We start from the raw sequence: 26322 nt of genomic DNA on the forward strand, positions 1-26322 counted from the left end.
GTTTAATCCTCAAGCCTTCTTGGCTTTCTTGTCCCCGGAGTGGCCATGGAAGGTACGGGTCGGCGAGAACTCGCCGAACTTGTGACCGACCATTTCCTCGTTGACGGCCACCGGAACGTGCTTCTGACCGTTGTAGACGCCGAAGGTCAGACCGACGAACTGCGGCAGGATCGTCGAGCGACGGCTCCAGATCTTGATGACGTCGTGACGGCCGGACGAGCGCGCGGCATCTGCCTTCTTGAGCAGAGAACCCTCGACGAACGGGCCTTTCCAGACTGAACGAACCATGTCCGGCGTTCCTTACTTCTTCCGCTTGTGGCGGCTTAGGAGAATGAATTTGTTGGTCGACTTGTTGGAGCGGGTCTTCTTGCCCTTGGTCGGCTTGCCCCACGGAGTAACGGGGTGGCGACCGCCCGAGGTACGACCTTCACCACCGCCGTGCGGATGGTCGATCGGGTTCATCGAAACGCCGCGGTTGTGCGGCTTGCGGCCCAGCCAACGGTTACGGCCGGCCTTGCCGATCGACGTGTTCATGTGATCCGGGTTCGACACCGCGCCGATCGTGCCGCGGCAACGGCCGTGCACCAGGCGCTGTTCGCCCGAGTTCAGGCGGATGATCACGTAGTCATGGTCGCGACCGACGAGCTGGGCGTAGGTGCCCGCGGAACGGGCGAGCTGGCCGCCCTTCCCGATCTTGACCTCGATGTTGTGGATGATCGTGCCGACCGGCATGTTGCCGAGCGGCATGACATTGCCCGGCTTCACGTCGACGTAGTTGCCGGCAACGACGGAATCGCCGACGGCCAAGCGCTGCGGCGCCAGGATATAGGCCTGGGTGCCGTCTTCGTACTTGACCAGCGCGATGAACGCGGTGCGGTTCGGATCATATTCCAGCCGCTCGACCGTCGCGGGCGCATCGACCTTGTCGCGCTTGAAATCGACGGTACGCAACGTCCGCTTATGACCGCCGCCGCGGAAGCGCACGGTGATGCGACCGGTGTTGTTGCGGCCGCCAGAGGAGTGCTTGCCTTCGGTGAGCGCCTTGACCGGCTTGCCCTTGTAGAGGGCCGAACGATCGACCATGACCAGCTGGCGCTGGCCCGGCGTCGTGGGATTGAATGTCTTCAGTGCCATCGTCGTACGACCTTACAGACCGGTGGTCACGTCGATCCGGTGACCCTCTTCGAGAGTCACGATCGCGCGCTTTGAGTTCGACTGCGAGCCGAGATTGCCGCGGAAGATCTTGGTCTTGCCCTTGCGGACCAGCGTGTTGACGCTCTTGACCTTGACGTCGAACAGCTTCTCGATCGCTTCCTTGATCTGCGGCTTGGTCGCCTTCGCGGCCACCTTGAACAGCACCTTGTTGTGCTCCGAGGCGATCGTGGCCTTTTCGGTCACGACCGGCGACAGGATCACGTCGTAGTGGCGAGGCTCGATGTTCTTCGTCATTTGAAGCGCGCCTCCAGCGCATCGATGGCGGCCTTGGTCAGAACAAGCTTCCGACGGCGCAGGATGTCATAGACGTTGATGCCCTGGATCGGCAGCACGTCCATGTTCGGGATGTTGCGAGCCGCAGCGGCGAAGCCGTTGTTGAGCTCGGTGCCGTCGATGATCAGCGCGTTGGTCAAACCCAGACCGGAGAAATGACCGAGCAGCGCCTTGGTCTTGGCTGCTTCCAGCGCAGCCTTGTCGATCACGATGAGATCGCCGTCCTTGGCCTTGGCCGAGAGCGCATGCTTGAGGGCGAGCGCACGGACCTTCTTCGGCAGATCGGTGGCGTGCGAACGCACCACCGGACCGAAGGCACGGCCACCGCCGCGGAACTGCGGCACGCGGGCCGAGCCGTGACGAGCACCACCGGTACCCTTCTGCTTGTACATCTTCTTGCCGGTGCGCCAGATCTCGGCGCGGCCCTTGGCCTTGTGGGTGCCGGCCTGGCGCTTGTTGAGCTGCCACTGCACGCAACGCGCAATGATGTCCTGGCGCGGCTCGAGGCCGAAAATGGTGTCGGAAAGCTGGACGGAGCCGGCTTCCTTACCTTCGAGGGTCGTGACCTTCAATTCCATCTCACGCCTCCTGCGCAGCCGGAGCAGCGTCCGCTTCGCCAGCAACCTTGAACTTGCCGGGCTTCGGAGCGTCCTTCGGCAGCGGCTTCTTGACGGCATCGCGCACGCGGATCCAGCCGCCCTTGGAGCCGGGAACGGCGCCTTCGACGAGGATCAGACCGCGCTCGACATCGAGCTGAACGACCCGAAGGTTGAGCGTGGTGATGCGGTCGACGCCCATGTGACCGGGCATCTTCTTGTTCTTCCAGGTCTTGCCCGGGTCCTGACGGCCGCCGGTCGAACCGATCGAACGGTGCGAGACCGACACGCCGTGGGTGGCGCGCAGACCGCCGAAGTTCCAGCGCTTCATACCGCCGGCAAAACCCTTACCGACCGAAGTACCAGTGACGTCGACGAACTGACCGACGACAAAGTGGTCGGCCAGGATCTCGGCACCGACGGGGATCATCTGATCCGCGGAGACGCGGAATTCCTCGACCTGCCGCTTCGGCTCGACCTTGGCGACCGCGAACTGGCCGCGCTCCGCCTTGGGCATGTACACGGTCTTGCGGCTGCCAGAACCAAGCTGGAGCGCGACATAACCGTTTTTCTCTTCGGTGCGGTGGCCTACGACCTGGCAATTGCCGAGCTTCAGCACGGTCACGGGGATATGTTCGCCGGCCTCTGTAAAGACCCGCGTCATCCCGACCTTTTGTGCGATCACTCCGGAGCGCATCGGCGTGCTTCCTGTTCTTTCTGTCCGCTAGTGGCGAACGTGATCCAAAAATCTTAGAGCTTGATCTCGACGTCGACACCGGCGGCCAGGTCGAGCTTCATCAAAGCATCGACGGTCTGCGGGGTCGGATCGACGATGTCGAGCAGGCGCTTGTGAGTGCGCATCTCGAACTGCTCGCGGCTCTTCTTGTCCACGTGCGGCGAACGGTTGACGGTGAACTTCTCGATGCGGGTGGGCAGCGGAATGGGTCCGCGGACCTGCGCGCCGGTGCGCTTCGCCGTGTTCACGATCTCGCGGGTCGACGTATCGAGGATACGATGGTCGAACGCCTTGAGACGGATACGAATGTTTTGGCCGTTCATGCCGTGGTCTTTCTTCAGTGGGGTGGCGAATAGCGAATAGCGAATGTCACATTCGCTATTCGCCGATCCCTATTCTCGTAATTACTCGATGATCGAGGCGACGACGCCGGCGCCGACGGTGCGGCCACCTTCGCGGATCGCGAAGCGGAGCTTCTCTTCCATCGCGATCGGCACGATCAAGTGCACTTCCATCGCGATGTTGTCGCCCGGCATCACCATCTCGGTGCCTTCCGGCAGATGCACGACACCGGTCACGTCGGTGGTGCGGAAGTAGAACTGCGGACGGTAGTTGGTGAAGAACGGAGTATGGCGACCGCCCTCTTCCTTGGTGAGGATGTAGGCCTCAGCCTTGAACTTGGTGTGCGGCTTGACCGAACCCGGCTTGCACAGCACCTGGCCGCGCTCGACGTCCTCGCGCTTGGTACCGCGAAGCAGCGCACCGATGTTGTCGCCGGCCTGGCCCTGATCGAGCAGCTTGCGGAACATTTCGACGCCGGTGACCGTGGTCTTCTGCGTGGCGCGCAGACCGACGATCTCGATTTCTTCGCCGACCTTGACGATACCGCGCTCGACGCGGCCGGTCACGACGGTGCCGCGGCCCGAGATCGAGAACACGTCTTCAACCGGCATCAGGAACGGCAGGTCGACCGGACGCTCCGGCTGCGGAATGTAGGCGTCGACCTGCTTCATCAGCTCGAGGATGGCGTCATGGCCGAGCGTCTTGTCGGAATCTTCGAGGGCGGCGAGCGCCGAGCCCTTGATGATCGGGATGGTGTCGCCCGGGAATTCGTACTTCGAGAGCAGCTCGCGAACCTCGAGCTCGACGAGTTCGAGCAGTTCCGGATCGTCGACCATGTCGCACTTGTTGAGGAACACGACGAGCGCGGGAACGCCGACCTGGCGGGCGAGCAGGATGTGCTCGCGGGTCTGCGGCATCGGACCGTCAGCGGCCGACACGACCAGGATCGCACCGTCCATCTGGGCGGCGCCGGTGATCATGTTCTTCACGTAGTCGGCGTGGCCGGGGCAGTCGACGTGCGCGTAGTGGCGGTTCTTGGTCTCGTATTCGACGTGCGCCGTCGAGATCGTGATACCGCGCGCCTTCTCTTCCGGCGCCTTGTCGATCTGGTCGTACGCGGTGAACGTCGCGCCGCCGGCTTCGGCGAGGACCTTGGTGATCGCCGCGGTCAGCGACGTCTTGCCATGGTCGACGTGACCGATGGTGCCGATGTTGCAGTGCGGCTTGTTACGTTCAAACTTTGCTTTGGCCATTTGACTCTCCGTTCAATCGTCAGTTCGAGACCGACGACAATCAGGCAAACTTCTTCTGGACTTCTGCCGACACGTTGGCCGGCGCTTCTGCGTAGTGGTCGAACTGCATGGTAAAGGTCGCGCGACCCTGGCTCATCGAGCGCAGGTTGTTCACGTAACCGAACATGTTCATGAGCGGCACCATCGCGTTGATGACGTTGGCGTTGCCGCGCATGTCCTGGCCCTGGATCTGACCGCGCCGGGAATTCAGGTCGCCGATGACCGAGCCGGTGTAATCTTCCGGGGTCACCACTTCGACCTTCATAATCGGCTCGAGCAGGACGGACTTGCCCTTCTGCAAGGCTTCACGGAATGCAGCACGCGATGCGATTTCGAAGGCGAGCGCCGACGAGTCGACGTCGTGATACTTGCCGTCGACGAGTTGAACCTTGACGTCGACCACGGGGAAGCCCGCAACGACACCAGAGCCCATCACGCTGTTGAGGCCCTTTTCGACGCCGGGGATGTATTCCTTCGGAACCGCACCGCCGACGATCTTGGACTCGAACTCGTAACCCTTGCCGGGCTCGTTCGGCTCGACCACGATCGACACTTCCGCGAACTGACCGGTACCGCCGGTCTGCTTCTTGTGAGTGTACTTGACCTCGGCCCTCTTGGTGACGCGCTCACGGAACGCCACCTGCGGCGCGCCGATGTTGGCATCGACCTTGTAGGTGCGGCGGAGAATGTCGACCTTGATGTCGAGATGGAGTTCGCCCATTCCCTTGAGAATGGTCTGGCCGGACTCCTGGTCGGTCGACACGCGGAAGGACGGATCCTCCGCGGCGAGCTTCGCCAGCGCCACGCCGAGCTTTTCCTGGTCGGCCTTGGACTTGGGTTCGATCGCGATCTCGATGACCGGCTCGGGGAATTCCATCTTTTCGAGGATCACCGCCTTGTCGGGATCGCACAGCGTGTCACCGGTGCGCGCTTCCTTCAGGCCAGCCAGTGCGACGATGTCGCCGGCATAGGCTTCCTTGATGTCTTCGCGGTTGTTCGCATGCATCAGCAACATGCGGCCGATGCGCTCCTTGCGGTCGCGCGTCGAATTGATGACGCCGGTACCCGACAGCAGCGTGCCGGAATAGATGCGGCAGAAGGTGATGGTGCCGACGAACGGGTCGTCCATGATCTTGAAGGCCAACAGAGCCAGCGGCTCCTTGTCGTCCGGCAGGCGAACGACCTCGTTGCCGTCTTCGTCGACGCCCTTGATGGCAGGCACGTCAACCGGCGACGGCAGATAATCCACGACCGCGTCGAGCAAAGGCTGCACGCCCTTGTTCTTGAACGCCGAGCCGCACAATACCGGGAAGAACGCGCCAGTCAGCACGGCCTTGCGGATCAAGCGCTTCAACGTCGCCTCATCGGGCTCCTTGCCGTCGAGGTAAGCGGCGAGAACTTCGTCGTCGAGTTCGACGGCGGCTTCCAAAAGCTTCTCACGATATTCCTTGGCCTTCTCGACCATGTCCTCGGGAATATCGATGTCCACGAACTTGGCGTCGAGCTTCTCTTCTTCCCAGACCACGCCCTTCATACGAACGAGATCGACCAGGCCCTTGAAGTTGTTCTCGGAGCCGATCGGAAGCTGGATCGCGATCGGCTTTGCGCCGAGGCGGTCGACGATGTCCTGCATGCACTTGTAGAAGTCAGCGCCGGTCTTATCCATCTTGTTGGCGAAGACAATGCGCGGAACCTTGTACTTGTCGCCCTGACGCCAGACCGTCTCGGTCTGGGGCTCGACGCCCTGGTTCGAGTCGAGCACGCACACGGCACCGTCGAGCACGCGCAAGCTGCGCTCGACTTCGATGGTGAAGTCGACGTGGCCGGGAGTGTCGATGATGTTGAGACGCTTGCCTTCCCAGAACGCGGTGGTCGCAGCCGACGTAATCGTAATGCCGCGCTCCTGCTCCTGCTCCATCCAGTCCATCGTCGCGGCACCTTCGTGCACTTCGCCGATCTTGTGGCTCTTGCCGGTGTAATAGAGGATGCGCTCGGTGGTCGTGGTCTTGCCGGCATCGATATGCGCCATGATACCGAAGTTGCGGTAATTCTCTATGGCATGAACGCGGGGCATGGAGTGTTCCTTAGATTCCGTGTGTCGCCGTTACCAGCGATAGTGCGAGAAGGCGCGGTTGGCTTCCGCCATCCGGTGCACGTCTTCGCGCTTCTTGACGGCGTTACCCCGGTTGTTCGACGCGTCCAGGAGCTCCGCAGAGAGCCGCTCGGTCATCGTCTTCTCGTTGCGATCGCGCGCAGCCGAGATCAGCCAGCGAATGCCCAGCGCCTGACGGCGCACCGAGCGAACTTCGACCGGAACCTGATAAGTCGCGCCGCCGACGCGGCGGGAGCGCACTTCGATCGTCGGCATGACGTTCTCCAGTGCCGCCTCGAACACGCCGAGCGGGTTCTGCTTGGTCTTGCTTTCGATGAGGCCGAACGCGCCGTAGACGATGCCTTCGGCGACCGACTTCTTTCCGGCGTACATCACCGAATTCATGAACTTCGTGACGATGATATTCCCGAACTTCGGATCGGGAAGGACTTCGCGTTTTTCGGCAGAATGGCGACGAGACATGGACCTGGTTCCCGCTTACTTCGGACGCTTGGCGCCGTACTTCGAACGGCGCTGCTTACGGTTCTTGACGCCCTGGGTATCCAGAACGCCGCGGAGGATGTGGTAGCGCACGCCGGGCAAGTCCTTGACGCGACCGCCACGGATCATGACCACCGAGTGCTCCTGGAGGTTATGGCCCTCACCGGGGATGTAGCCGATCACCTCGAAGCCGTTGGTCAGGCGCACCTTGGCAACCTTACGAAGCGCCGAGTTCGGCTTCTTCGGGGTCGTGGTGTAAACGCGCGTGCAAACACCGCGCTTCTGCGGCGACTGCTGCAGTGCCGGCACCTTCTTGCGCGACTTCTGCACTTCCCGCGGTTGAGCGATCAGCTGGTTGATCGTCGGCATCCTGGCATTACCCTTTGTGTTCTGCCGCGGCCCGTCACCGGGTCCGCAAATTCTTTCGAGCTACCCGCCCGACGAGGCCGCCTTCCGCGGGACAATCCGCACAAAGCGAAATCGCGCCAACCACCCATCAACGGGCGGAAAGCGCTTCGACGCCACAGAGGACCGCAGTAGTTGAACCGGTCAGCTTGAAGCTGCGGCCCGCGCACCGAGGTCATGCATCCGAATTCGATCTCGAGAGAACATGCTCGCGAGAACTAAAATCGCACTGGCATTGCCTAGCTATGATCGACAGCGTTTGAGCGGCATTCGTCGAGGTTGGTGCCCGTCCTGGCGATCCCCAGGGGGATCAAACGGGTGGCCCGTTCCGACGTTGGCGATGCTCACCGCCTGTCGTTAAGTGAGGGGGTTCTATAAGTGGGAGTCGGTCAAGTCAAGGCGAAACGTCAGTCAGAACCGCTTCCCGCGCCTGCCGAAATCGCTTCCTGGGCCGCACGCTGCGCCTTCGCAATATGGAAACGAAGAGCGCGTTCTGCTACCTCTAATCCTATTTATACCCGGATTAAATATACTTTTATAACCTTTGGCTAAGGCTTTCTTTCCTGTTGGGACGCCAATGTGCCGCCTTGGGCAGAGATTGGGCCATGCGGTACACCGACATAGCCATTATCGGCGGGGGATTGTCCGGCTCGACCGCCGCCGCGATGCTCGGCCGTAGCGGCATTTCGAGTATCCTCATCGATCCGCATGAGAGCTATTCGGCGGACTTTCGAGTCGAAAAACTCAGCGGTCATGTGCAGGTCGGGCGATTCCTTCAGACGGGAATCGCCGAATCGGTGCTGCGCCGCGCGACCTTTGTGGGTGAGAACTGGATTGCGCGCTTCGGCCGCCTTCTCGACAAGGCGCCGAGCCGGCAGTTCAACATTCTCTACGATGCCCTCGTCAACGCTGTCCGCGACGAAATTCCTGCCGGCGTCGAACGCATCTGCGCCAAGGCCGTCTCGGTCGAGACAAGCGCGGAGCGGCAGAAGATCACTCTCTCAAACGACGAGATGGTCTCCGCCCGGCTGGTCGTGCTCGCCAACGGCCTCAACGTCGGCCTGCGCCATCAGCTGGGAATCGCGCGAAAAGTCGTCAGTGCCTGCCATTCGATTTCGATCGGGTTCGACGTGGTACCCGCGGGACGAGACTCGTTCGACTTCCCGGCTCTGACCTATTTCTCGGAACGGCCGAGCGACCGCATCCCGTACCTCACGCTTTTTCCGATCGGGACGCGGATGCGCGCCAATCTGTTCGTCTACCGCAGCTTCGACGATCCCTGGCTGCTTGAGCTGCGCCGCGCGCCCGCCGAGACGCTGAACGCCGCGCTGCCACGACTCAAGCGCATCACCGGACCATTCGACATTCCCGGTGAGCTGAAGATCCGCCCGGTCGATCTCTATGTGAACGACGCCAGCGGCCAACCCGGTCTCGTGCTGGTGGGCGATGCCTTCTCGACCTCCTGCCCGGCCGCCGGCACCGGGTGCGACAAGGTCTTCACCGACGTCGAGCGGCTCTGCAACCTCTACATCCCGCAGTGGCTCGCCTCCGACGGGATGGATGCAAGCAAGATCGCCGCCTTCTACGCAGATCCGGTCAAGCGAGCGTGCGACCATTGGTCGACGGCGAAGGCGTTCGACTTCCGCTCAGTCTCCATTGCGACGAGCCCCTATTGGACCGCGCAGCGCTGGGCACGCTTCATTGCCTGGTCGGTTCAGGGGCTGTTGCGGCCGCTGGGAGGAGCCTTCCATCTGGAGCCGAACTTCCTCGGTCACTCCTCCTCATCGTCCTCGTCGACGTCGTCTTCATCCTCGTCGTCTTCGTCGCTGTCCTCGTCGACGTGAGCCGGCGCGCCATGCGGTTGGTGGATCTGGTCGTTCCACAGCGTGCGATAGGTGCCGTTCTTGGCAAGCAGCTCGGCATGCGAGCCGCGCTCGATCGCCCTGCCCCCTGAAATCACGATGATCTCGTCCATCTCGACCACCGAGGTCAGGCGGTGGGTCGACCAGATCATGGTGCGGCCCTTGGCAACCTTCAGCAGCGTGCGGTTGATCGCGGCTTCCGTGGTCTGGTCGAGCGCCGAAGTGGCCTCGTCCAGCAGCAGCACAGAGGGATTGCGAATGACAGCGCGCGCGATCGCGATGCGCTGGCGCTGGCCGCCCGACAAGGTATCGCCGCGCTCGCCCACCGGCGTGTCGTATCTTTGCGGCAGGCTCATGATGTAACGGTGGATCTCGGCCTTCTTGGCCGCCTCCTCCACCTCCTCGTCGGTCGCGCCCTCCTTGCCGAGCCGGATGTTCTCCCGGATCGACATGTTGAACAGCATGTTCTCCTGGAACACCACCGCCATGCTCCGGCGCAGCGAATCCAGCGTCACCTTGCGGACGTCGACGCCGTCGATGGTGACGCGCCCCTCGTCCGGCACATAAAGCCGCAGGATCAGATTCAGCAGCGTGCTCTTGCCGGAGCCCGAAGGGCCGACGATGGCAATGCGCTTGCCGACATTGAGCTTGAGACTGAGATTGTCCAGCACCGGCGTCTGGCTGCCTTCGTACTGGAAGGTCACGTGGTCGAAGGTGATGTCGTTGGTGATGCGGGGCAGATCGGGGGCGCCGGCACGATCGGCGCTGCGCGTGGGCTCGTCGAGCAGCTCCTGCATGTGACGAATCGCGGCTGCCGAGGAGATCGACACGGGAATGAAATGCATCACATGGGCGATGTTGTAGGACACCTCCCAGAACGCGCTTTCGAAGGTGACGAAGGTGCCGATGGTGATCTGCCCCTTCGTCGCCAGATACGCGCCGATCGCGAGCACGACGAGATGCAAGAGCAGCACCGAGATGGTGACCGTCCGCTCCACCATGGTCGACAGGAACGCCGCCGAAGCCATCTTGTTTCGCGTCTCGTCATTGCGGAATTTGAAGAAGCCGAACATCCGGCGTTGCAGGCTGAACGCCTTGATCACGGCCTGCGCCGCCACGTTCTCCTGCACCATGCCGAGCAGCGCGGACTCATTGAGTTTCTGCTCGTAATTCGCCTGAACAGCCTTCGGCGTGAGCATGCGCGGACCGATCAGCGTGATCGGGAACACCAGCAATGCAACCGCCGCGAGCTGCCAGTTCAGGAACACCATCAGGATGATGCCCGCGATCAACTCCAGGAACGGCAGTGCCGCGCTGTTGGCAAATGTCTTGACCGAGCCCTCGAAGGCCGCGAGGTCGACGGAGAAGCGCGACAGGATCTCGCCGCGCTTGGTGCGGCCGAAATAGGCTGCCGGCAGGTCCTGGACGTGCTCGAACAGCCGTTTGCGGACGTCGGAGATGATGCACGCCGCAAGCCGTGCATCCCAGCGTTCGTACCAGACCGCGACGATCGAGGTGAAGATGCCCGCGACCGCGAGCACGCCGAGGATCTTGTACAGCGCCTGGAAATCCTCCTCGCCGAGCGCGTCGTCGATCAGGTACTTCAGGCTGAGCGGCATGATGACGTTGAATAGCGTCTCGACGAAGACGCCGAACGCCACGAAGGACAGCATCTGCTTGTAGTTGACCAGGAAGGGTTTGACGAAGCCCAGGATGGTCGCGAGCGCGCCAGCGGCCTCGCGCGCGGTAAAGACGACGAGGTCCTCGTCCTCATCGTCGTCATCGAGCTCCAGCCCGCCATCCTCCTCGTCTTCATCGTCCTCGTCGTCTTCGAGGTCCGGCTTGACGGTGGGGACGAGCTTGTCGTCGAGCTCGGCCGCCTCTTCCGCGGCGAGCTTCTGTTTGTCGGGCGGGAGGGGCTTGGACGCCATGAAACCAACCGATGCTGACGGCCGGCATGACCGCAGAGAAAGCAGGAAATAGCGGAAACCGCTATTGCATCGATTCTATGCGATCAGGATGAATTCGGCAAAACAATTGGCGAAGGCGCCCGTTTCAAGCGGCTAGTCGTCTTCCTCGTCCTCGACCTTGTCGAAAAAGGAATAGCGCAAGGAATCGGCGTCGGCGTACCACTGGCCCGGACCCTTGTTGGCGGCGAGCGTCGCCTCCCAGAGCGCGTCGGTGCAGTCCTTGCGGTGCATCGACAGGTCGAAGCCGTTGCCGAAGAACAGTTCGGACCATTCCCACCAGGTGCCGAGCTTCTTGACGCCGCGCAGAAGGTCGTAGCGGTCGATCAGGGCCGGCGCCATGTCCGAGGTGATCGAGCCGAACACGAGCCCGGTCTTGACCACGCGGTTCAGCTCCCTGATCGCACGGACCACCTGCTTCGGGGAAAGATGGCAGAGGCTGGTCTCGAACACGAAGTCGAACGCACCGTCCTTGAACGGCATGTCGGTGATCGAAACGAGCTTGTTGTACTTCTTCAAGGCCTTCGGCGTTCTGGCGTGAATGGTGCGGTTGTTCTCGATGCCCCAGGCATCGATGCCGCGATCACGCAGCGCGCCGACAAGCTCGCCGCTGGCCGAGCCCGCGATCAAGAGCTTCGTGCCTTTGGTCTTGCCCCAGACGATGCCGATCAGTTTTGTGAGATAGTCGGGATCCGTGAAGTGGTGCCAGGCTTCGCTGTAGGGACCCTGGCCGCGATAATTGTCAAAATAGTCGCGATCGATCTTGTCCGAGAGTGGCTTGTCGTCCTGCGAACGCTCGCGGCGCAGGCGCATCATCTCGGTCAAGATGATGTCGGTCGCCGCGTCCGAGGAATCGAGCAGGCCGTTCAGCGTCGAGTCGAACAGATAGTCGCCGACCACCACGATTCCGGGATGTTCCTTCGGCTCGGGCCGGTGATTGGTCATGACGTCGCGCACGGGCAAGCCGCCCGGAATCGCGTTCACCGACGACAACCAGCGGTGGATCTTGCCTTCCATGAAATGCGCGCGCGCATCGCCGAACGATGCCGGCAGCGATTTCAGCGCGGCATTGATCAGCTCCTGGTCGGAGAGATTCGCAAAGGCGAGCGCGTCAGAGCCCGGAATCAGCCAGTTCAGCACGCCGTGCTTGCCCACATCATGGCGCGCGCCCTCGTTATAGACGCAGCAACCGCCAAAGGCTTCCGACATGAACCAGGCGCCGGCGATCTTGTCGCCCCAGAACGGCGTGTCGAACAGGATCGACACACGCAAATAATGCGCGGGACGGTCGAAGTACGAGACGTGCTTGACCATCGACTTGCGGAGCTGTTCGCCCTCCCAACCGACGGTCCCGAGCCAGGAATGCGGCAGGCAGACCAGCACAAGGTCGAAGTCGCGCGTCTCCGGCCCCTTGCCGTTCATCATCTTGAGCTGATAGCGGCCGGTCGGCGCCTTGCCGACCGTGAGGATTCGGTGATTGAGCTGGATGTCGGCATTGACCTCTGACTGGAGGCACTCGATGAGCTGCTCGTTGCCGTTCTGGATGGAATAGAGGCCGATATAGCCGTCGACATCCATCAGGTAGTTCTTGAGCGCGTTGAGCCCGTTGGTGTTGTGGCTCTCGGTCGCGAGGTCCGAGCGCGCCATCACCTTGAAGAATCGCTTTGCGGTCTCGTCCTCGACCTCCTCGTCGAGCACCTGTTCGGCGGTCTTGTAGGCCCAGGGATTCTCGTTGTCGTGCGCGCCGACACCCTCGTAATACTCGATCGGCGTCATCGCCTCGGCGCAGCGCTTACGGAACGCCTCGATCGCGGCTGCGGTCTTGGCACCGTATTTGCGGCGCATGCCCGCGACGTCGTTGAGGAGCTCGCCGCCGAACTGCACCTGCTCGGCATCCATCGGAATGGTCTGCAGGCCGAAATGCTGGATCAACTCGCGCAACGGATCCGGCCCGGTCATCGAGTAGTCGTAGATCTCGGCAACGCCGGCTTCATACATCGCGGGCGCGGAATCGAATTTGCGCGTGACGATCTTGCCGCCGAGCCGGTCGGATGCCTCGTAGATGGTGACGCGGCAGAGGTCGCCGAGCTTGCGCTTCAGATACCAAGCGCTCATCAGCCCGCCGGGGCCGCCGCCTACGATTGCGAGGTCAAGCATGAGGATTCCGTGGTCTCCGGCCCGCCCCCTTCGCGGGACCACCGGTCTAAGCTCTCCTAGCAGAAGCGCTTTTGCGCCTGAAGGAAAGATGAACAAAGGTTGATCCTGCACCGCAACAGGGAAACAAAGCAGCAAAAAGGCCGGCTTGCGCCGGCCTTTTCAGTGTCCTCGGTATTCCTACGGATGAACGATTATTCCGCAGGTGGCAGCGCCATCGGCTCCACTTCCGGCGCCGGCGGCACGACGGCCGCCTGCTTCTCGCGCTCGTCGAGGATCATCTTGTCGCGCTTCACCGCGACTTCGCGGATCTTCGCCATGGAGGCGCCTGTGCCTGCCGGAATCAGCCGGCCGACGATGACGTTCTCCTTGAGGCCTTCGAGCGGATCGACCTTGCCGTTGACCGCCGCTTCCGTGAGGACGCGGGTGGTCTCCTGGAACGAGGCTGCCGAGAAGAAGGAGCGGGTCTGAAGGCTCGCCTTGGTGATGCCGAGCAGAACCGGCGTCCCCGTGGCGATCTTCTTGCCCTCTTCCTTGGCCTTCGCGTTGATCTGGTCGAACTCGATCTTGTCGATCTGCTCGCCCGAGATCATGTCCGTGTCGCCCTGGTCGGTGACTTCCACCTTCTGGAGCATCTGACGGACGATCACCTCGATGTGCTTGTCGTTGATGAGCACGCCCTGGAGCCGGTAGACCTCCTGGATCTCGTTGACCAGATAGGCCGCGAGTTCCTCGATGCCCTTGACCGCCAGAATGTCGTGCGGCGCCGGGTTGCCTTCCACGATGAAGTCGCCCTTTTCGACGACGTCGCCGTCCTGAAGGTGGATGTGCTTGCCCTTCGGGATCAGGTACTCGCGCGCCTCGTCGGTCTTGTCCATCGGCTCGATCGAGATGCGACGCTTGTTCTTGTAGTCGCGCCCAAACCGGATGGTGCCCGCGATTTCGGCGATGATCGCCGCATCCTTCGGACGCCGAGCCTCGAACAGTTCCGCCACCCGCGGCAGACCGCCGGTGATGTCGCGCGTCTTGGCGCTTTCGGTCGAGACACGGGCGAGAATGTCGCCCGCCTGGACCTTGGCGCCGACATCGACCGACAGAATGGCATCGACCGACAGCATGTAGCGAGCATCGCCACCACGGGCGAGCTTGAGCACCTTGCCGTCCTTGCCCTTGATCACGATGGCGGGACGCAGGTCCCCGCCGCCGCGCATCGAGCGCCAGTCGATGACCACGCGCTTGGCAATACCGGTGGCCTCGTCGAGCGTTTCCGAGATCGACTGTCCCTCGACCAGATCCTCGAAGCCGATGGTGCCTTCGACCTCGGTGAGGAGCGGACGGGTGTAGGGATCCCATTCGACGATACGCTGGCCGCGCTTGACCATGTCGCCCTCGTCGACGTGCAGGCGCGAACCGTACTGAATACGGTGCGTCGCACGCTCGGTGCCGTCGGCATCGACGATCGCGATCACCATGTTGCGAACCATCGCCACCAGGTGGCCGTCGCTGTTGCGGGCGATGGCCTTGTTCCTGATCACGATCTTGCCGTCGAAGTTGGATTCGACGAAAGATTGCTCGTTCAGCTGCGCCGCACCGCCGATGTGGAAGGTGCGCATGGTGAGCTGGGTGCCAGGTTCGCCGATCGACTGCGCCGCGATGACGCCGACCGCTTCGCCGTGGTTGACCGGCGTGCCGCGAGCGAGATCGCGGCCGTAGCACTTGCCGCAGATGCCGTTGACGAGTTCGCAGGTCAGCGCCGAGCGGATCTTCACCTCCTGGACGCCGCCCTGATGGATGGCATCCAGATGGCTCTCTTCCATCAGCGTACCGCGCTTGAAGATCACCTTGCCCGTGCTGTCACGCACGTCTTCGCAGGCCGTGCGTCCGAGGATGCGCGAGCCGAGCGAAGCGACCACGGTGCCGGCATCGACGATGGCGCGCATCTTGATGCCGAGCTTGGTGCCGCAATCGTCCTGCGTGATGATGCAGTCCTGCGCGACGTCGACGAGACGACGGGTCAGGTAACCGGAGTTCGCGGTCTTCAACGCGGTGTCCGCGAGGCCCTTGCGGGCGCCGTGGGTCGAGTTGAAGTACTCGAGCACCGAGAGGCCTTCCTTGAAGTTCGAGATGATCGGCGTCTCGATGATCTCGCCCGACGGCTTGGCCATCAGGCCGCGCATGCCGGCAAGCTGGCGCATCTGGGCCGGCGAACCGCGGGCACCGGAGTGAGCCATCATGTAGATCGAGTTGATGTCGGCATCCGCCCCGCTCGCCGTCTTCTTGGTCGAGGAGATCTCCTTCATCATCGCCTTGGCGATTTCTTCCGTGGCCTTCGACCAGGCGTCGACGACCTTGTTGTACTTCTCGCCATGGGTGATCAGACCGTCGTTGTACTGCTGCTCGAAATCCTTCGCCAGCGTACGGGTGGCCTCGACGATCTTCCACTTGGAGTGCGGCACGACCATGTCGTCCTTGCCGAACGAGATGCCGGCTTTGAACGCGTTGTAGAAGCCGAGCGCCATGATGCGGTCGCAGAAGATCACCGTCTCCTTCTGACCGCAGTGGCGGTAGACCTGGTCGATGACGCCGGAGATCTCGCGCTTGGTCATCAGCTTGTTGATGATCTCGTACGGAACGCGCGGGTTCTTCGGCAGCAAATTGCCCAGCATGACGCGGCCAGCGGTGGTCTCGATCCAGCGCTTGGAGATCTTGCCGGTCTCGTCGATGCCTTCCCACCGGTACTTGATCTTGGTGTGGAGGTGGATGACCTTCGCGTGCAGCGCGTGCTCGAGCTCCGCCATCTCGCCGAAGATCTTGCCCTCGCCGGGCAGGCCTTCGCGCATGATGGAGACGTAATAGAGACCGAGCACGATGTCCTGCGACGGCACGATGATCGGCTGTCCGTTCGCCGGATGCAGGATGTTGTTGGTCGACATCATCAGGACGCGCGCTTCCAGCTGCGCTTCCAGCGACAGCGGAACGTGCACGGCCATCTGGTCGCCGTCGAAGTCGGCGTTGAACGCGGCGCAGACCAGCGGGTGGAGCTGGATCGCCTTGCCCTCGATCAGCACGGGCTCGAACGCCTGGATGCCGAGGCGATGCAGCGTCGGTGCGCGGTTGAGCAGCACGGGATGCTCGCGGATGACCTCGTCCAGGATGTCCCAGACCTCGGGCCGTTCCTTCTCGACCAGCTTCTTGGCCTGCTTCACGGTGGTGGACAGGCCCTTGGCGTCAAGCCGCGAGTAGATGAACGGCTTGAACAGCTCGAGCGCCATCTTCTTCGGCAGGCCGCACTGATGCAGGCGCAGCTCGGGACCGACCACGATCACCGAACGGCCCGAATAGTCGACGCGCTTGCCGAGCAAGTTCTGACGGAACCGGCCCTGCTTGCCCTTGAGCATGTCGGCGAGCGACTTCAGCGGACGCTTGTTGGCACCGGTGATGACGCGGCCGCGGCGGCCGTTGTCGAACAGCGCGTCGACGGCCTCCTGAAGCATGCGCTTCTCGTTGCGGATGATGATGTCCGGCGCGCGCAGCTCCATCAGCCGCTTCAAGCGGTTGTTGCGGTTGATGACGCGGCGATACAGGTCGTTGAGGTCCGAGGTCGCGAAGCGGCCGCCGTCCAGCGGCACCAGCGGACGCAGGTCCGGCGGAATCACGGGGACCACGGTCATGATCATCCATTCCGGCTTGTTGCCGGAGTGGCGGAACGCTTCCACGATCTTCAGGCGCTTGGCGAGCTTCTTGTGCTTGATGTCGGAGTCGGTCTCCTGCATCTCCGCGCGCAAGGTCAGCTCGAGCTTCTCGAGGTCCATGCCCTTGAGCAGCTCGCGGATCGCTTCCGCGCCGATCATGGCGGTGAAGGAATCCTGGCCGTATTCGTCCTGCGCCTTCAGATACTCGTCTTCCGACAAGAGCTGACGGTCCTTCAGCGCGGTGAGGCCCGGCTCGAGCACGACGTAATATTCGAAATAGAGGATCCGCTCGAGATCCTTCAACGTCATGTCGAGCAGGAGGCCGATGCGCGAGGGCAGCGACTTCAGGAACCAGATGTGGGCGACGGGGGCTGCGAGCTCGATATGGCCCATGCGCTCGCGCCGGACGCGCGACAGCGTGACCTCGACCGAGCACTTCTCGCAGATGATGCCCTTGTACTTCATGCGCTTGTACTTGCCGCACAAGCACTCGTAGTCCTTGATCGGCCCGAAGATGCGGGCGCAGAACAGGCCGTCGCGCTCGGGCTTGAAGGTACGGTAGTTGATGGTTTCCGGCTTCTTGATCTCGCCGTACGACCAGGACAGAATCTTCTCGGGGCTCGCGATCGAGATCCGGATCTGGTCGAAGACCTGAGCCGGCGTCGTCGGATTAAAGAGATTCATAATTTCTTGGTTCATCGTCTTCTCCTCGCGTGCCGGTCGCCTCCGGCAGCAAATTCGAAAATCACTATGCGGGGCGCCCTGCCCTCGCGATTCCAGGACTGGGCGCCGATGCCCGGCCGTTCAGGCCGGGCATGAGGGTCGTATTACTCGGCCGCTTCCGCCGTCCCCGGTCCGACCTTGGAATTGTGCAAGTCGACGTTGAGGCCGAGCGAGCGCATTTCCTTGACCAGCACGTTGAACGATTCCGGAATACCGGCCTCGAAGGTGTCGTCGCCACGCACGATCGCCTCGTACACCTTGGTACGGCCGGCGACGTCGTCCGACTTCACGGTCAGCATTTCCTGGAGCGTGTACGCCGCGCCGTAAGCCTCGAGCGCCCACACTTCCATTTCGCCGAAACGCTGGCCGCCGAACTGCGCCTTGCCGCCCAGCGGCTGCTGGGTGACGAGCGAGTACGGACCGATCGAACGCGCATGGATCTTGTCGTCGACGAGATGGTGCAGCTTGAGCATGTAGATGTAGCCCACCGTCACCTTGCGGTCGAAGGCATCGCCGGTACGGCCGTCATAGACGGTCGACTGGCCCGAAGCGTCCAGACCGGCAAGCTTCAGCATCTCCTCGATGTCGGCTTCCTTGGCGCCGTCGAACACCGGCGTCGCGATCGGAACGCCGCGGCTCAGATTGTGGCCGAGCTCGATCAACTCGTTGTCGTTGAGCGACTTGATCGTCTCGTCCTCGCCGTAGACCTTCTTCAAGGTTTCCTTCAGCGGCCTGATGTCCTGCTTCGACAAATAGGCATCGACCGTCTGGCCGATACGCTTGCCGAGGCCGGCGCAGGCCCAGCCGAGATGGGTCTCGAGGATCTGTCCGACGTTCATGCGTGAGGGCACGCCGAGCGGATTGAGCACGATGTCGGCATGCGTACCGTCTTCGAGGAACGGCATGTCCTCGATCGGCACGATCTTCGACACCACGCCCTTGTTGCCGTGGCGGCCGGCCATCTTGTCGCCGGGCTGGATCTTGCGCTTCACCGCGACGAAGACCTTGACCATCTTCATCACGCCGGGCGGCAATTCGTCACCGCGCTGAAGCTTTTCGACCTTATCGAGGAAGCGCTGTTCCAGCCCCTTCTTCGACTCGTCGTACTGCTTCCGCATGGCCTCGATCTCGGCCATCAGCTTGTCGTTCGGCGAAGCGAACAGCCACCACTGCGACTTCGGGTACTCCTCGAGCACCGCACGGGTGATCTTGGTGTCCTTCTTGAAGCCCTTCGGACCGGCGATGCCCTGCCGTCCTTCGAGCAGCTCGGCAAGACGGTTGTAGACGTTGCGGTCCAGGATCGCCTGCTCGTCGTCGCGGTCCTTGGCCAGACGCTCGATCTCTTCCCGCTCGATCGCCAGCGCACGCTCGTCCTTGTCGACGCCGTGCCGGTTGAACACGCGCACTTCGACGATGGTGCCCTGCACGCCCGGAGGAACGCGCAGCGAGGTGTCGCGGACGTCGGAAGCCTTCTCGCCGAAGATGGCGCGCAGGAGCTTTTCCTCCGGCGTCATCGGGCTTTCGCCCTTCGGCGTGATCTTGCCGACCAGGATGTCGCCGGCGCGCACTTCCGCGCCGATATACACGATGCCGGCTTCGTCGAGGTTCTTCAGCGCTTCTTCCGAGACGTTCGGAATGTCGCGGGTGATTTCCTCGGGTCCGAGCTTGGTGTCGCGGGCCATCACCTCGAATTCTTCGATATGAATTGAGGTAAAGACGTCTTCCTTCACGATCCGCTCGGAGAGCAGGATCGAGTCTTCGAAGTTGTAGCCGTTCCACGGCATGAACGCGACGAGCACGTTCCGGCCGAGCGCGAGCTCGCCGAGATCGGTCGACGGACCGTCGGCGATGATGTCGCCCTTCTTGACGATGTCGCCGACCTTCACCAGCGGACGCTGGTTGATGCAGGTCGACTGGTTGGAGCGCTGGTACTTCATCAGCCGGTAGATATCGACGCCCGACTTGGTCGGATCGAGATCTTCGGTGGCGCGGATCACGACGCGGGTTGCGTCGATCTGGTCGATCACGCCCGAACGGCGCGCCGCGATCGCAGCACCCGAGTCACGCGCAACCACGCCCTCCATGCCGGTGCCGACGAACGGCGCTTCGGCGCGAACCAACGGCACCGCCTGGCGCTGCATGTTCGAGCCCATCAGCGCGCGATTGGCGTCGTCGTTCTCGAGGAACGGGATCAGCGCGGCGGCGACCGAAACGAGCTGCTTCGGCGACACGTCCATGTAGTCGACCTTGTCCGGGGTCACCGGCAAGACTTCGCCGGCGTGACGGCAGACCACGAGATCTTCGGTGAAGCGGCCCTTCGGATCGAGCGGCACGTTGGCCTGCGCGACCGTGTAGCGGCCCTCTTCCATCGCCGAAAGGTACACGACCTCGTCGGTGACGCGACCGTCCTTGACCTTGCGGTAAGGCGTCTCGACGAAGCCGTACTTGTTCACGCGCGCGAAGGTCGCGAGCGAGTTGATCAGGCCGATGTTCGGACCTTCCGGCGTCTCGATCGGGCAGATGCGGCCGTAATGCGTCGGATGCACGTCGCGCACCTCGAAGCCGGCGCGCTCGCGGGTCAGACCGCCCGGTCCAAGTGCCGAGAGGCGGCGCTTGTGAGTGATCTCCGACAGCGGGTTGGTCTGGTCCATGAACTGCGAGAGCTGCGAGGAGCCGAAGAACTCGCGCACGGCGGCGGCCGCCGGCTTCGCGTTGATCAGGTCCTGCGGCATGACCGTGTCGATGTCGACCGAAGACATGCGCTCCTTGATCGCGCGCTCCATGCGGAGCAAGCCGATGCGGTACTGGTTCTCCATGAGCTCGCCGACCGAACGCACACGGCGGTTGCCGAGATGGTCGATGTCGTCGATCTCGCCCTTGCCGTCGCGCAAATCCACCAACGTCTTGATGACGGAGAGGATGTCTTCCTTGCGCAGCGTGCGCTGGGTGTCGGGCGCATCGAGGTCGAGGCGCATGTTCATCTTGACGCGGCCGACCGCCGAGAGGTCGTAGCGCTCGGCGTCGAAGAACAGCGACTGGAACATCGCCTGCGCCGAATCCAGCGTCGGCGGCTCGCCGGGACGCATCACGCGGTAGATGTCGAACAGCGCGTCCTCGCGCGTCATGTTCTTGTCGGCCGAGAGCGTGTTGCGGATGTAGGCGCCGACATTGACGTGGTCGATGTCGAGCAGCGGCAGCTCCTTGTAGCCCTGCTCGTTGAGAGCCTTCATCGACTTGTCGGTGATCTCTTCACCGGCTTCCGCGTGGATCTCGCCGGTCTTGGGATTGACGAGGTCCTCGGCGATGTAGTTGCCGACGAGCTCCGCATCCGACAGGCGCAGCGCCTTCAGCCCCTTCTCCTGCATCTGACGCGCACCGCGCACGGTGAGCTTCTTGCCGGCTTCGAGCACGACCTTGCCGGTATCGGCGTCGATCAGGTCGTTGATGGTCGAGTAGCCGCGGAAACGATTGGCGTCGAACGGAACGCGCCAGCCTTCCTTGATCCGCTTGTACTGGATCTTTTTGTAGAAGGTGCTGAGGATCGCCTCGCCGTCGAGGCCGAGCGCGAACATCAGCGACGTCACCGGAAGCTTGCGGCGACGGTCGATACGCGCATAGACGATGTCCTTGGCGTCGAACTCGATGTCGAGCCAGGAGCCGCGATACGGGATCACGCGGGCGGCGAACAGCAGCTTGCCCGACGAATGGGTCTTGCCCTTGTCGTGGTCGAAGAACACGCCCGGCGAACGGTGCATCTGCGAGACGATGACGCGCTCGGTGCCGTTGACGATGAAGGTGCCGTTCATCGTCATGAGCGGGATGTCGCCCATGTAGACGTCCTGCTCCTTGATGTCCTTGACCGACTTCGCGCCGGTTTCCTCGTCGATATCGAACACGATGAGGCGCAGCGTCACCTTGAGGGGGGCCGCGAAGGTCATGCCGCGCTGGCGGCACTCGTCGACGTCATATTTCGGCGGCTCGAACTCGTAGCGGACGAATTCCAGCATCGAGGTGCCCGAAAAGTCGGAGATCGGGAACACCGAGCGGAACACCGCCTGCAAGCCCTCGTCCGACCGCCCGCCCTGGGGCTCGTCGACCATCAGGAACTGGTCATAGGACGCCTTCTGAACCTCGATGAGGTTCGGCATCTCGGCCACTTCCTTGATGTGTCCGAAGAACTTGCGAACGCGTTTGCGACCGGTGAATGTCTGCTGCGCCATCGTGGCCTCTCATTTTCGTCGCCCGATTTGGGCGCGCCCTCCGGAACTCGGCTACCGCCGCTTCCCGGGTTGAATTTTCGAACCCGTCTTGGGGGCCGGAGACTCAGTTTCAGGCAGGAATGTCCTGAATCTGTTCTTCAGACCTTCAAAACGCAAAACGACGCGCGGGGCGCAGTAGCGCGCCCGCCCGTCACAACCAACCTCTTCACGGACTGCAAAAGCCCGAAATAGCTTGCTCTCCCAACGGCTTACAGGGAATGCGGCATCCCTGCCCACCGCGCTTTCGTGCTGCCGACCCGATATGGGGCGACATTAGTGCAGATTCGAGGGGTAAACCCTCAAATCCCCACACTTTTTCGTGTTCGGCCTGCGTCGGGTCGTTCCGTCGCACGCCTTTTGCATCTGGCCCACCCTTTCGGGGAGTGGACCGAGATCCCGGTTGCGATGATGCTGACCGGGATCTCGTGCCAGTAAGCGCTGCTTACTTGAGCTCGACCTTCGCACCAGCCTTCTCGAGCTGGGCCTTGAGCTTCTCGGCTTCGTCCTTGTTCACGCCTTCCTTGACAGGCTTCGGCGCGCCCTCGACGAGGTCCTTTGCTTCCTTCAGGCCCAGGCCGGTGATGGCGCGGACTTCCTTGATGACCTCGATCTTCTTGTCGCCGGCGGCGGCAAGAACAACCGTGAACTCGGTCTTCTCTTCGGCCGGAGCGGCGGCAGCACCACCACCAGCCGGGCCGGCCACGGCGACAGCCGCGGCAGCCGAAACGCCCCACTTCTCTTCGAGGAGCTTCGCGAGTTCGGCAGCTTCGAGCACGGTGAGGCTCGAGAGGTCGTCAACGATCTTCTGCAGGTCAGCCATTGTTCAGTTTCCTTGAATGTAAGTCTGGTTCGGGTTTGAGTTTTGCGAAGGGCGTCAGGCCGCTTCGCCCTTTGAGGCATAAGCCTGGATGACGCGCGCGAGCTTGCCCGCGGGCGCGTTGGCGAGCTGAGCGATCTTGGTCGCCGGGGCCACAAGCAGGCCGACGATCTTGGCGCGCAGTTCGTCAAGCGACGGCAGCGAGGCAAGAGCCTTCACGCCGTCGACATTCAGGACGGTCTTTCCCATCGAGCCGCCAATGATGACGAACTTTTCGTTCGCCTTGGCGAATTCGACAGCGACCTTTGGCGCCGCTACCGGATCGTCCGAAGTGGCGATCACGGTCGGTCCCTTCAGCATGGGGCCGATGGCAACGACGTCAGTGCCTTCAAGAGCAATTTTGGCGAGACGGTTCTTCGAGACCTTCACCGAGGCGCCAGCCTGCTTCATCTGCATGCGCAGCTTCTGCATCTGAGCAACGGTCAGGCCGGAATATTGGGCAACGACCGCGACGCTCGTGGTCTTGAAGACCGCATTGAGCTGTTCGACCGCTTCCTTTTTTGCCGCTCGTTCCACAGCAAGCTCTTTCCGGTTGGCGGTCATCGCGAAAGCGGGGACCGCCGGGTTGCACCCATCGTCCCGCCCAAACCTGAACCTCAGGGCCAAACCCATCGGACACGCCGGGCAAGACGACAATTCAAAGCCTGCCCTCCGGGAGCCAACAGGAGCCCACGGCGTGTCGAGGTCCGAACCAAACCCATTCCGCAACCGACCCTAAGGTGGGCACGAAGTGAAATCCGGTCTTCACCCGTCTATGCAGGCCATGCGATTAAGCCGTTGAGAAATCGAAATTCCCCGCGGGCGCCTGCAGTCTTGGACAGGACAAGGTCAGCCGGCGAACCGTCCGACCTCTGCCCGCACCCCACGCCCGACGGCTTTCCCTCCTTTTCCGGCAAATCCTCACGGACGCCCTGAAAAGGAATGATCTCCATCGCTTGTTTTCGGAATGCGTGCACGAACGCGCCAGCCGAGGCCGGCACGTCCGGAAGCGGTTCTTTAACCGCTCGGGGCCTGCTTGCCAAGAGCAAAATTCACACCAGTTCCAATCCGTTGTCGCTCGCGCTTAATCAGGGCGGACAGGGGCCGATTTCAGCTCATTTGACCCCGTAAGGCAGCGGCTTGCCCTCGAAAAATGCGGTCAGGTTCGCCAGCACGCAGCTCTGCATGGCGACGTGCGATTCGAGGGTGTGGCCGCCAATATGGGGGGCGAACACGACGTTGGGCAGCGCCGTCAGCGCGTCCGGAGCGTGCGGTTCCTTGTCGTAGACGTCGAGACCGGCGCCGGCGATGGTCTTCTCGGTAAGCGCCGCCACCAGGGCTTTCTCGTCGATCACCGAGCCGCGGGAGATGTTGACGACATAGCCGTCCGCCCCGAGGCGCCTGAGGATATCGGCGCTGACGGCATGCTGGGTCTCGGCCCCTGCCCGGACCGCGATCATCAGCACGCTGCACCAGTCGGCGAGCGCCTCCAGCGTCGGGAAATATTGATAGGGCAGATCGTATCTGCTGCGACTGAAATAGCCGACCTCGCTCTCGAAGGCGGCGCAGCGCTCCGCGATCTTGCGGCCGATCTCGCCCATGCCGTAGACGCCGATGCGGCGGCCCGGCATCCCGGCCTGCGGGCGCATCATCGGCGAGGGCTTTGACGCCGCCCAATCCCCGCTTCGGACGTACTGGTCGGCAACCAGGAGCCGCCGCGTCGTCGCGAGCATCAGGGTCATCGCGATGTCGGCGACCGAGGCCGCATTGGCGCCGGGGCTATGCCCGACCGCGATGTTGCGGCCAGCAGCCGCCTTCAGGTCAACACCGTCATAGCCGGTGCCGTAGCAGACAATAGTGCCGAGCTGCGGAAACAGGTCCATCGCCTCGGCGCCCAGCGGTGTGCCGCCGGCGGTGAGCACCGCGCGGATGCCGCCGAGCTCGTCGGCCGAAAACACCTCGCGCACAGGCTTGCCGCCGGTGTCGAGCAGCTCGAACCGCTCGGCGAAGCGCGCCATCATCGTCTTGGGAAAGCGCGAGTAGATCAGGACCTTGTCAGTCATTGTTCTTGTTTCCGGTGAACGCCATCACAAACGACGAGGGGCGGAATCGGTTGCCCAATTCCGCCCCTCGCCTCATGCAATTTACTAGCCTTAGCCGAGAATGGTGCCCGGCTCGACCTTCACGCCGGGGCCCATCGACGAGGACACCGCAACCCGCTGGATGTAGGTGCCCTTGGAACCGGCCGGCTTGGCCTTGGAGACAGCGTCAGCCAGAGCCTTGATGTTCTCGACCAGTTTTTCCTCGGTGAACGAGGCCTTGCCGACGCCAGCCTGCAGGATGCCGGCCTTCTCGACACGGAACTCAACCGAGCCGCCCTTTGCGCCCTTCACGGCGCTGGTGACGTCCATGGTCACGGTGCCGATCTTCGGGTTCGGCATCAGGCCGCGCGGGCCGAGCACCTTACCGAGGCGGCCGACCAGCGGCATCATGTCGGGGGTTGCGATACAGCGGTCGAAATCGATCGTGCCGTTCTGCACCTTCTCGACCAGGTCCTCGGCGCCGACGACATCGGCACCCGCAGCCTTGGCCTCGTCAGCCTTGGCGCCGCGGGCGAACACGCCAACGCGGAGCGTACGGCCAGTGCCGTTCGGCAGGGTCACGACACCGCGGACCATCTGGTCGGCGTGACGCGGATCGACTCCGAGATTGATCGCGACCTCGATGGTCTCGTCGAACTTCGCTTTCGCGCGTTCCTTGACCATCTTGATGGCGTCCGCCAGCGGATAAAGCTTTTCGCGATCAACACCTTCGCGGGCTTTGCTCAAACGTTTTCCGATTGCCATGACCGCTTACCCCGCCACTTCAAGACCCATCGAGCGGGCAGAGCCCTCGACCATCTTCATGGCCGATTCGATGGAATCGCAATTGAGATCCTTCATCTTCTTCTCGGCGATCTCGCGCACCTGCGCCTTGGTCACCGCGCCGGCCTTGTCACGGCCCGGCGCCTTGGAGCCGGACTGGATCTTGGCAGCCTGTTTGAGGAAGAAGGACATCGGCGGCGTCTTCATCTCGAAGGTGAAGGAACGGTCCGCATAAATGGTGATGACCACCGGGATAGGGGTGTTCTTCTCTTCCTTCTGGGTCTGGGCGTTGAACGCCTTGCAGAACTCCATGATGTTGAGACCGCGCTGACCGAGCGCGGGACCGATCGGGGGCGAAGGATTCGCCGCACCGGCCGGGACCTGAAGCTTCAGGTATCCGGTCACTTTCTTTGCCATGTATCACTCCTGTTGGGCCGGCCTGGGCCGGCGGTTTCAGGTTCGTGGTCTGGGTCGGATGCGGCTGGCAACCGCC

20 protein-coding genes are annotated in these 26322 nt (G+C 62.6%); 1 reads left to right on the forward strand and 19 read right to left on the reverse strand.

Going from position 1 to position 26322, the window contains the following annotated elements:
• Nucleotides 1–9: 9 nt before the first annotated feature.
• The 10 genes from rpsS to rpsL all read right to left on the reverse strand — a co-directional run bounded on the left by rpsS (nt 10) and on the right by rpsL (nt 7416).
• Nucleotides 10–288, reverse strand: a complete 279-nt coding sequence (gene rpsS, locus C7G41_RS21045; RefSeq protein ID WP_007603021.1) for a 30S ribosomal protein S19 — start codon at nt 286–288, stop codon at nt 10–12.
• Nucleotides 289–300: 12 nt separating this feature from the next.
• The gene (rplB, locus tag C7G41_RS21050; RefSeq protein WP_106944313.1) at nt 301–1134 is read right to left on the reverse strand and encodes a 50S ribosomal protein L2; all 834 of its coding nucleotides are present in this window, start codon (nt 1132–1134) and stop codon (nt 301–303) included.
• Between the two features lie 12 nt (nt 1135–1146).
• Nucleotides 1147–1449 carry a 50S ribosomal protein L23 gene (locus C7G41_RS21055; protein ID WP_007603019.1) on the reverse strand — a complete coding sequence of 101 codons (303 nt, stop codon included), beginning with the start codon at nt 1447–1449 and terminating at the stop codon, nt 1147–1149.
• Entirely contained in the window at nt 1446–2066 is a 621-nt protein-coding gene (rplD, locus tag C7G41_RS21060) for a 50S ribosomal protein L4 (RefSeq protein ID WP_106944314.1), read from the reverse strand. The genes C7G41_RS21055 and rplD overlap by 4 nt, the downstream gene beginning before the upstream one ends.
• Before the next feature lies 1 nt (nt 2067).
• Entirely contained in the window at nt 2068–2781 is a 714-nt protein-coding gene (rplC, locus tag C7G41_RS21065) for a 50S ribosomal protein L3 (RefSeq protein WP_106944315.1), read from the reverse strand.
• A 53-nt stretch (nt 2782–2834) separates the two neighbouring features.
• Nucleotides 2835–3143 carry a 30S ribosomal protein S10 gene (gene rpsJ, locus C7G41_RS21070; RefSeq protein ID WP_002712302.1) on the reverse strand — a complete coding sequence of 103 codons (309 nt, stop codon included), beginning with the start codon at nt 3141–3143 and terminating at the stop codon, nt 2835–2837.
• 81 nt (nt 3144–3224) lie between these two features.
• Nucleotides 3225–4415, reverse strand: coding sequence for an elongation factor Tu (tuf, locus tag C7G41_RS21075; RefSeq protein WP_018456453.1), 1191 nt, complete (start codon nt 4413–4415; stop codon nt 3225–3227).
• Between the two features lie 40 nt (nt 4416–4455).
• Nucleotides 4456–6528 (reverse strand): elongation factor G, encoded by a 2073-nt coding sequence (gene fusA, locus C7G41_RS21080; protein WP_027518591.1) that lies wholly within the window; start codon nt 6526–6528, stop codon nt 4456–4458.
• Between the two features lie 30 nt (nt 6529–6558).
• Complete coding sequence (gene rpsG / locus C7G41_RS21085) at nt 6559–7029, reverse strand: 30S ribosomal protein S7 (RefSeq protein WP_106944316.1); 471 nt, start codon at nt 7027–7029, stop codon at nt 6559–6561.
• A gap of 15 nt (nt 7030–7044) precedes the next feature.
• Complete coding sequence (gene rpsL, locus C7G41_RS21090) at nt 7045–7416, reverse strand: 30S ribosomal protein S12 (RefSeq protein ID WP_007603006.1); 372 nt, start codon at nt 7414–7416, stop codon at nt 7045–7047.
• A gap of 641 nt (nt 7417–8057) precedes the next feature.
• Here rpsL and C7G41_RS21095 point away from each other — a divergent pair.
• A complete protein-coding gene (locus tag C7G41_RS21095) occupies nt 8058–9296 on the forward strand; it encodes an NAD(P)/FAD-dependent oxidoreductase (RefSeq protein ID WP_106944317.1) in 1239 nt (412 codons plus the stop codon).
• On the opposite strand, the gene C7G41_RS21100 is transcribed toward C7G41_RS21095, so the two are convergent.
• The 9 genes from C7G41_RS21100 to rplK form a co-directional block, all read right to left on the reverse strand.
• The gene (locus tag C7G41_RS21100; RefSeq protein WP_106944318.1) at nt 9224–11245 is read right to left on the reverse strand and encodes an ABC transporter ATP-binding protein; all 2022 of its coding nucleotides are present in this window, start codon (nt 11243–11245) and stop codon (nt 9224–9226) included. The genes C7G41_RS21095 and C7G41_RS21100 overlap by 73 nt on opposite strands.
• A gap of 132 nt (nt 11246–11377) precedes the next feature.
• Nucleotides 11378–13438 carry an FAD-dependent oxidoreductase gene (locus tag C7G41_RS21105; RefSeq protein WP_106944319.1) on the reverse strand — a complete coding sequence of 687 codons (2061 nt, stop codon included), beginning with the start codon at nt 13436–13438 and terminating at the stop codon, nt 11378–11380.
• A gap of 191 nt (nt 13439–13629) precedes the next feature.
• The gene (gene rpoC, locus C7G41_RS21110; RefSeq protein ID WP_106944320.1) at nt 13630–17826 is read right to left on the reverse strand and encodes a DNA-directed RNA polymerase subunit beta'; all 4197 of its coding nucleotides are present in this window, start codon (nt 17824–17826) and stop codon (nt 13630–13632) included.
• A 128-nt stretch (nt 17827–17954) separates the two neighbouring features.
• On the reverse strand, nt 17955–22070 hold the full coding sequence (gene rpoB, locus C7G41_RS21115) for a DNA-directed RNA polymerase subunit beta (protein ID WP_007602996.1): 4116 nt from the start codon (nt 22068–22070) through the stop codon (nt 17955–17957).
• A 481-nt stretch (nt 22071–22551) separates the two neighbouring features.
• Entirely contained in the window at nt 22552–22929 is a 378-nt protein-coding gene (gene rplL / locus C7G41_RS21120; RefSeq protein ID WP_007602994.1) for a 50S ribosomal protein L7/L12, read from the reverse strand.
• A 54-nt stretch (nt 22930–22983) separates the two neighbouring features.
• Nucleotides 22984–23502: a 50S ribosomal protein L10 gene (rplJ, locus tag C7G41_RS21125; protein ID WP_106944381.1), complete on the reverse strand. Its 519-nt coding sequence runs from the start codon at nt 23500–23502 to the stop codon at nt 22984–22986.
• 578 nt (nt 23503–24080) lie between these two features.
• Nucleotides 24081–25028 carry a 2-hydroxyacid dehydrogenase gene (locus C7G41_RS21135; RefSeq protein WP_106944322.1) on the reverse strand — a complete coding sequence of 316 codons (948 nt, stop codon included), beginning with the start codon at nt 25026–25028 and terminating at the stop codon, nt 24081–24083.
• Nucleotides 25029–25118: 90 nt separating this feature from the next.
• Nucleotides 25119–25811 (reverse strand): 50S ribosomal protein L1, encoded by a 693-nt coding sequence (gene rplA / locus C7G41_RS21140; protein ID WP_106944323.1) that lies wholly within the window; start codon nt 25809–25811, stop codon nt 25119–25121.
• A 6-nt stretch (nt 25812–25817) separates the two neighbouring features.
• Complete coding sequence (rplK, locus tag C7G41_RS21145; protein ID WP_007602986.1) at nt 25818–26246, reverse strand: 50S ribosomal protein L11; 429 nt, start codon at nt 26244–26246, stop codon at nt 25818–25820.
• Nucleotides 26247–26322 lie beyond the last annotated feature (76 nt).

Origin of the sequence: Bradyrhizobium sp. MOS002 (genome assembly GCF_003020115.1) — a bacterium.
Taxonomy (GTDB): Bacteria; Pseudomonadota; Alphaproteobacteria; order Rhizobiales; family Xanthobacteraceae; genus Bradyrhizobium.

Excerpts from the sequence above, each read along its gene's own strand:
- rplD (WP_106944314.1), bottom strand. The coding sequence starts at position 2,066 with ATGGAATTGAAGGTCACGACCCTCGAAGGTAAGGAAGCCGGCTCCGTC.
- rpsG (WP_106944316.1), bottom strand. The coding sequence starts at position 7,029 with ATGTCTCGTCGCCATTCTGCCGAAAAACGCGAAGTCCTTCCCGATCCG.
- rpoB (WP_007602996.1), bottom strand. The coding sequence starts at position 22,070 with ATGGCGCAGCAGACATTCACCGGTCGCAAACGCGTTCGCAAGTTCTTC.
- rplL (WP_007602994.1), bottom strand. The coding sequence starts at position 22,929 with ATGGCTGACCTGCAGAAGATCGTTGACGACCTCTCGAGCCTCACCGTG.
- rpsS (WP_007603021.1), bottom strand. The coding sequence starts at position 288 with ATGGTTCGTTCAGTCTGGAAAGGCCCGTTCGTCGAGGGTTCTCTGCTC.
- rplB (WP_106944313.1), bottom strand. The coding sequence starts at position 1,134 with ATGGCACTGAAGACATTCAATCCCACGACGCCGGGCCAGCGCCAGCTG.
- rpsL (WP_007603006.1), bottom strand. The coding sequence starts at position 7,416 with ATGCCGACGATCAACCAGCTGATCGCTCAACCGCGGGAAGTGCAGAAG.
- rplK (WP_007602986.1), bottom strand. The coding sequence starts at position 26,246 with ATGGCAAAGAAAGTGACCGGATACCTGAAGCTTCAGGTCCCGGCCGGT.
- rplA (WP_106944323.1), bottom strand. The coding sequence starts at position 25,811 with ATGGCAATCGGAAAACGTTTGAGCAAAGCCCGCGAAGGTGTTGATCGC.
- C7G41_RS21135 (WP_106944322.1), bottom strand. The coding sequence starts at position 25,028 with ATGACTGACAAGGTCCTGATCTACTCGCGCTTTCCCAAGACGATGATG.
- fusA (WP_027518591.1), bottom strand. The coding sequence starts at position 6,528 with ATGCCCCGCGTTCATGCCATAGAGAATTACCGCAACTTCGGTATCATG.
- rpsJ (WP_002712302.1), bottom strand. The coding sequence starts at position 3,143 with ATGAACGGCCAAAACATTCGTATCCGTCTCAAGGCGTTCGACCATCGT.
- C7G41_RS21100 (WP_106944318.1), bottom strand. The coding sequence starts at position 11,245 with ATGGCGTCCAAGCCCCTCCCGCCCGACAAACAGAAGCTCGCCGCGGAA.
- C7G41_RS21095 (WP_106944317.1), top strand. The coding sequence starts at position 8,058 with ATGCGGTACACCGACATAGCCATTATCGGCGGGGGATTGTCCGGCTCG.
- C7G41_RS21105 (WP_106944319.1), bottom strand. The coding sequence starts at position 13,438 with ATGCTTGACCTCGCAATCGTAGGCGGCGGCCCCGGCGGGCTGATGAGC.
- tuf (WP_018456453.1), bottom strand. The coding sequence starts at position 4,415 with ATGGCCAAAGCAAAGTTTGAACGTAACAAGCCGCACTGCAACATCGGC.
- rplC (WP_106944315.1), bottom strand. The coding sequence starts at position 2,781 with ATGCGCTCCGGAGTGATCGCACAAAAGGTCGGGATGACGCGGGTCTTT.
- C7G41_RS21055 (WP_007603019.1), bottom strand. The coding sequence starts at position 1,449 with ATGACGAAGAACATCGAGCCTCGCCACTACGACGTGATCCTGTCGCCG.
- rpoC (WP_106944320.1), bottom strand. The coding sequence starts at position 17,826 with ATGAACCAAGAAATTATGAATCTCTTTAATCCGACGACGCCGGCTCAG.